Origin of the sequence: Phenylobacterium sp., from assembly GCF_044371015.1 — a bacterium.
Classification (GTDB): domain Bacteria; phylum Pseudomonadota; class Alphaproteobacteria; order Caulobacterales; family Caulobacteraceae; genus Phenylobacterium.
This window is the reverse complement of the sequence record NZ_JBILUK010000201.1, coordinates 1-5,967: the sequence shown is the minus strand read 5'-3', so window position 1 is coordinate 5,967 and position 5,967 is coordinate 1. Positions and strand designations below refer to the sequence as shown.

Here is a 5,967-nt window from a genome sequence, read left to right as displayed (position 1 = left end):
ATCGCGGAGGCTCCGGCGGCTAGCGGCGCGAATCGCACGCAGTCCCTGTCACATTACCCAAGGTCCGACCGCGCGGCGCGCACTCCGCCGCACGAAATCTGTGGGTGGTTGGCCGTCTCAGTTCCACACATCAAGGTGAAACAGCTTGCGGTGCTCCTCGATGGCGAACCGGTCCGTCATTCCGGCGATGTAATCGCAAACCACCCTCGCCCGCCCGGTTTCATCCCGCCCCTCTGCGCGGGCGTACCACTCGGCCGGCAAGACATCGGGCTCGCCCATGAAGAGCTGGAACATCTCGGCCAGGATACGCCGCGCCTGGCTGCGGGTGCGGTTCACCCGCCAATGACGATACATCCGCTCGGTCAAGAACAGGCGCAACTGCGCCAAGTCCTCGATCATGGTCCGCGAAAAGGCCACCAGCGGCCCGCCGAGCATCCGCACGGCCTCGGGTGAGCCCACTTTGGCCGTGGCCGCCCGGGACTCGGTTTCCGCCATCACGTCGTCGACCATGGCGCCGATCATCCGGCGCACGGCCTCAAGCCGTAGGATTCCGGGATCGCAGTCCGGATAGTCAGCCCGCGCGGCCAGGATGTGCGGCCCGATCAGAGGCACCTGAATGAGCTCGTCGAGCTGAAACACACCCGCCGCCACGCCGTCATCCACGTCGTGATTGTTGTATGCGATGTCATCGGAAAGTGCGGCCACCTGCGCCTCAGCCGACGCCCAGGTATCCAGGCGGAGATCATAGTCCGCATCGAACTCAGAGATCGCCCGCCACGAGGGCTTGGCCAGTTGATCCACCACCGGCCCGTTGTGCTTGATGACTCCTTCCAGGGTCTCCCACGTGAGGTTCAGACCATCAAAGCGCGGGTAGCGCCGTTCCAGCTTGGTCACCACTCGGAAGGTTTGCACATTGTGATCGAAGCCACCGAAAGGCTGCATCTGCACCTGCAGCTCATCTTCGCCAGCATGACCGAACGGTGGATGACCGAGGTCGTGCGCCAGCGCGATGGTCTCGGCCAGGTCGGCGTCCAGCCCCAGCGCCGTCGCCAGCGAGCGCGCGATCTGCGCCACCTCCAGGCTGTGGGTCAGGCGCGTGCGGAAATGATCCCCCTCATGCGCGACGAAAACCTGTGTCTTTTCTTTCAGGCGGCGAAAGGCGCTGGCGTGGATGATCCGGTCACGGTCACGGGCAAAATCGGTCCGGGTCCGGCTGGGCGCTTCGGGAACCTTGCGGCCACGCGACGCCTGCGCGTCTTCGGCATAGGCGACGCGCGCGGGTAAGGAAAAGGCCATCGAACCGTGCTATCTGCTCGCCTCTTGGTGGAGGCCCGACGCGGCCACATATAGTCTGGTTGTCAGGAACGTCTAATCACCCATGCCTACGACCGACCTCACCCTGTCTGAATCCGCTGCTCGCCGGCTGCACGCCATCGCCGAACGCGAGGGCCGTCCGCTGATGCTGCGTGTGGCCGTCGACGGCGGCGGCTGTTCGGGCTTCCAGTACCAGTTCGACCTGGTCGACGCCGCCGAGCCGGATGACCTCAAGGTCGAGCGCGACGGGGCCGCCGCAGTGGTTGATGTCGTCTCGCTCGCCCTGCTCAAAGGTTCCGAGATCGACTACGTCGATGAACTGGCCGGCGCGGAATTTCGGGTGCGCAACCCCAACGCTAAGTCCAGCTGCGGCTGCGGCGTCAGCTTCTCGATCTGAACGCGTCTATAGACGGTCGCCTGGCGTCGGAGGCGGGGGCGACTGCGGCTGCGCCTCCATGATGCGGACGTTCTTCGGCGGTGCGAATAGATCGGGCCGATCCGGAAGCCCAGAACGGAACTCGTCATAGCGGACGGCGAACACCGCCTGACCGGCCTTCGCATAAACCACCATGAGCGGCGCCTTTCGGCGCACGTGCATCAGGATGGACAACTCAAACTCGCCGAACGCCGCCGTATGGAGCTGGGCGGCCTCAATGCCCCACGATACCGGGCGCGGCGCTCCGGGCATCCTCGCGGCCACGAATTCGGCCTCGCATCCGTACTCAAGCTGAATCAATTCTCCGGGCATCCCTGGCCCGACGGGCAGGATCGGCGCACGGACCTCGTAGGTGGGACCGGGGTCGACCGAGTGCTGGCCGGACCTCGAGGTCATGTTGACCATCCATATGTCCGGTGAGGAAACCACCACAATGTTGTGTACGCCCCGCGAGGGGTCGGGAACCTCTTCGGTTCGAAGTTGCGTTGAACCCTTGCGCCAAATCGAGCGTGGCTGCGCGGCTGGCGCGGCCGCGGCCAGGCCCGGCGAGATGTTACGGACCACCATCCGGGTCAGCATCGCCGGCGCGCAGAGCCCTTCCCGCAGTTGAACGGCTGGCGCTTCAAGAGCGGGCTGGGCGTTTCCGACACTCGTCAAGACCGCCAGACAAAGGCCAGTCGTCACCAGTCGCCGCATCGTGGGTCTCCTAGCGAAAACGGGCGCACGCGCCGCACGTCGGGTCAAGTCGGCGCTACCGTTCGCGCTCGACGAAAGCTACACCGGTGGTCGATCCCGCTCGGAGTCCGCGATGCGCCTAGCCTCCTGGAATGTGAACTCGGTAAATGCGCGCCTAGAAACCGTCCTGCGCTGGTTCGAGGAAGCCAAGCCCGACATCGCCTGCCTCCAGGAGATCAAGTGCGTCGATGAGAAATTTCCGTCCGAGGCCTTTGAACGGTTGGGCTACAACATCGCCGTCCATGGCCAGAAGACCTACAATGGCGTCGCGCTTCTTTCGAAAACGCCGTTGGAAGACGTACGTCGCGGCCTGCCGGGCGACGACGGCGACGACCAGGCCCGCTACATTGAGGCGATCGTGTCCGGCGCCTTGCCTGTCCGTGTCGCCTCGATCTACCTACCCAACGGCAATCCGGTCGGAACCGACAAGTTCGCCTACAAGCTGGCCTGGATGGCGCGTCTTGAGGCCCATGTCCGCGAACTCCAAACCCTGGAGGAGCCGCTGTTGCTGATGGGCGACTATAACGTTATCCCCGATCCGCGCGACGCGGCCGATCCCGCCGCCTGGACCCGGGATGCGCTCTTTCAGCCCGAGAGCCGCACAGCCTTCCGCGCCCTGAAGAATCTCGGTCTGACCGATGCATTTTTGGAAATCGACGGTTCCCCCGGCGCCTACACGTTCTGGGACTATCAGGCCGGTGCTTGGCCCCGTAACCACGGCATCCGCATCGACCACGCTCTGCTCTCGCCCCAGGCTGCGGATCGCCTGTCTGGCGTCGCCATCCACCGCGACGTGCGCGGCTGGGACAAGCCTTCGGACCATGTTCCCCTGGTGGTTGAACTGGACGCTTAGCGGCGATCTAGCATCCGCAAAAAGCGGACCACATGCAGAACGAGGCACGACACACCATGCGTTTGTGTCACTGAACGAGACCGTGCCCCTGGACAGTCAGGCGCCACGCCCTATCTCGGAGCGATAAGGGAGCACCCAATGACCACCGTTACTGAAGGCTCTGCCGCGCCCGATTTCGATCTCGAGACGCCGGACGGCCGGGTGAAGCTCACTGACTTTGCGGGCAAGGCGGTCGTGCTCTATTTCTATCCCAAGGACGATACGCCCGGCTGCACCAAGGAAGCCCAGGCCTTCACCGATCTCGCGGCCGAATTCGCCAGGGCCGGCGCGACGGTGGTCGGTGTCTCGAAGGATAGTGTGGCTGCTCATCGCAAGTTCGCCGGCAAGTACGGCCTAAACGTGATCCTAGGCTCGGATCCGGATGGCGCGGTCATCGAGCGCTACGGATCCTGGGTGGAGAAGAGCATGTATGGTCGCAGCTACATGGGGATCGACCGTTCCACGTTCCTCATCTGCGACGGTCAGATCAAGAAACTGTGGCGTAAGGTCAAGGTGCCGAACCATGCCGCCGAAGTTCTGAAGGCGGTTCAAACGGCCTAAGTGGCGCCATAGCCGATTAACAATGATCACTCGCAGGCAATTCAACGCTCTGGCCAATCAGGGGGCGATTGGGGGTTGCCTGTCGCGGAAAGGTCATCACATAACGCCGCAGCGCGGGGTCTGGGGACAATCGACGCAAGCATGAAACGTCTGACCGATCTCGGCCGAGCGCTCGTGGAGCTATTCCCGGAACGGCACCTTTACGTCCGCTCAGGCGGGGCGATGAAGGCCTTCGTTCTGACGACCAGAAAACAGCTGGTGCTGGCCGGCGGCGTCGCAGCCGGCGCGCTATGGATGGGCGTAGCCACTGCCGCGATGTTGGTGAATTTATTCTCAGCGTCCGCGGCTGACCGCGAAATCGCCAGCCTTAAGGCACAGTCGGAGCGCCATGTGGCCGACCGGCAGGCTCGCCTCGACAGCGCCCTGGCCCGCTTGAACGCCGCCTCAGGCTCAAGCTCTGATATGGCCGCCGAGATTGAGAAACGGCACGCCGCCCTGGCGCTCCTGCTTACTGACCTAAAGGGATCACCCGGCGCAGCTGAGGCGCTTACCCCCGCTATCAACCGAGCCCTGGCCAGCCAGGACGCCAGCCCGACGCGCCGCGTAGAAAAGGTCCGCATAGGCCAGGAACATTTGCTTGACGCCGCCGACACCTACGCTCGCGGCCGGGCAGACCGGCTGCGAATGGCATTCCGCATGGCCGGTTTATCCCCCTCCTCCTTTGCCGATCGGACGGGTGAGTTGGGCGGGCCCTTGATCGAGTCCAAGGACCCGCGCGCTTTGGCCGCCGTACTCGACATTGACGAGAACTTCGCCGCTCGCATCCAGCGGGCCGCTCGTGAAGTGGGCGACGCCGAGGCGCTTAACGAGGCCGTCGACGATCTACCCATCGCCCGCCCCACCGCGTCCGCGCGGCAGTCCAGTGGCTATGGCGTACGGCTCGACCCATTCACGCGCCGTCCTGCCTACCACTCAGGTCTGGATTTCTCTGGGCCGCACGCCACACCGATCTATGCTACGGGCCCAGGCGTCGTCGCCTTCACCGGCCGTAGGTCTGGTTACGGGAATGTGGTCGAGATCGACCACGGTCGCGGCCTAAAGACACGCTATGCACACCTATCCGGCTTCAATGTCAGCCCCGGCCAGCGCGTCGGTGTCGGTCAGCGTATCGCCGCCATGGGCTCCACCGGTCGCTCCACTGGGACACACCTCCACTATGAGGTATGGGTCAACGGCCGGGCTCAGAACCCGGCCCGCTTCCTGAAGGCCGGCCAATATGTTCGCGAAATCCGCTAAGGGCGACATCGCCGCTCCCGAGCCCCAGTCACCTGCGCGCCGCGCGATCGCTGCGTCCCTGATCGCCGAGGACGTCACATTCAAGGGCGATCTCTCGACCTCAGGCGACCTTCAGCTAGACGGCGCTGTGGAGGGCGATCTCGTCGCCGGGCGCTTGACCGTCGGCGAGCGTGGCCAGGTTTCGGGCACGATCCAGGCCCAGGCGGTCGACATTCGCGGCCGCGTCACCGGAATGATCTCCGCGCGGGTGGTCCGCCTGTTCGCCTCTGCTCAGGTCGACGGCGATATCAGTCACGGAGAGCTTTCTATCGAGGCCGGCGCGCATTTCGTGGGCCGCAGCCTGGAGCTCCCCGCTGAAGCGCCCGCCGCGCTCAGCATCGTCGCGGCAGAGTAACACTCCTAACCTTACCCCTCCCGCGTGGCTCCCACCCGTTGCGCCAGAGCCGCACCCATGAAGGCGTCGAGATCGCCATCGAGCACTCCTTGAGTGTCCGAGGTCTCCACTTCGGTCCGCAGATCCTTCACCATCTGATACGGCTGCAGCACATAGCTGCGGATCTGATGGCCCCAGCCGATGTCGGTCTTGGCGTCTTCCAGCGCCGCCTGGGCTGCCTCTCGCTTCTCCAGCTCTACCTCATAGAGTCGCGCGCGCAGCATCTTCCAGGCTTGGTCCCGATTCTGATGCTGAGATCGTTGCGTCTGACAGGCCACTGCGATGCCGGTCGGGATGTGG

General features: G+C 64.4%; 8 protein-coding genes. 5 read left to right on the top strand and 3 right to left on the bottom strand.

Annotated features, from left to right (window positions below):
• Positions 1-117 precede the first annotated feature (117 nt).
• Positions 118-1,296 carry a deoxyguanosinetriphosphate triphosphohydrolase gene (locus tag ACIQ3R_RS14215; protein ID WP_397419517.1) on the bottom strand — a complete coding sequence of 393 codons (1,179 nt, stop codon included), beginning with the start codon at positions 1,294-1,296 and terminating at the stop codon, positions 118-120.
• Positions 1,297-1,378: 82 nt separating this feature from the next.
• Here ACIQ3R_RS14215 and erpA point away from each other — a divergent pair, with 82 nt between their 5' ends.
• Positions 1,379-1,711, top strand: coding sequence for an iron-sulfur cluster insertion protein ErpA (gene erpA, locus ACIQ3R_RS14210; RefSeq protein WP_397419516.1), 333 nt, complete (start codon positions 1,379-1,381; stop codon positions 1,709-1,711).
• A 6-nt stretch (positions 1,712-1,717) separates the two neighbouring features.
• Here the strand turns inward: erpA and ACIQ3R_RS14205 are convergent, their stop codons facing one another.
• On the bottom strand, positions 1,718-2,446 hold the full coding sequence (locus ACIQ3R_RS14205) for a hypothetical protein (protein WP_397419515.1): 729 nt from the start codon (positions 2,444-2,446) through the stop codon (positions 1,718-1,720).
• 112 nt (positions 2,447-2,558) lie between these two features.
• Between ACIQ3R_RS14205 and xth the strand changes: the two genes are divergently transcribed.
• From xth to ACIQ3R_RS14185, 4 genes are all read left to right on the top strand, one after another.
• On the top strand, positions 2,559-3,338 hold the full coding sequence (gene xth, locus ACIQ3R_RS14200) for an exodeoxyribonuclease III (protein ID WP_397419514.1): 780 nt from the start codon (positions 2,559-2,561) through the stop codon (positions 3,336-3,338).
• 138 nt (positions 3,339-3,476) lie between these two features.
• Positions 3,477-3,938: a peroxiredoxin gene (locus tag ACIQ3R_RS14195; RefSeq protein ID WP_397419513.1), complete on the top strand. Its 462-nt coding sequence runs from the start codon at positions 3,477-3,479 to the stop codon at positions 3,936-3,938.
• 141 nt (positions 3,939-4,079) lie between these two features.
• Positions 4,080-5,234 carry a M23 family metallopeptidase gene (locus ACIQ3R_RS14190; RefSeq protein ID WP_397419512.1) on the top strand — a complete coding sequence of 385 codons (1,155 nt, stop codon included), beginning with the start codon at positions 4,080-4,082 and terminating at the stop codon, positions 5,232-5,234.
• Entirely contained in the window at positions 5,215-5,628 is a 414-nt protein-coding gene (locus tag ACIQ3R_RS14185) for a polymer-forming cytoskeletal protein (protein ID WP_397419511.1), read from the top strand. The genes ACIQ3R_RS14190 and ACIQ3R_RS14185 overlap by 20 nt, the downstream gene beginning before the upstream one ends.
• Before the next feature lie 11 nt (positions 5,629-5,639).
• On the opposite strand, the gene ACIQ3R_RS14180 is transcribed toward ACIQ3R_RS14185, so the two are convergent.
• The coding region (locus ACIQ3R_RS14180; protein ID WP_397419510.1) for a peptide chain release factor-like protein at positions 5,640-5,967 on the bottom strand (328 nt) is incomplete at its 5' end.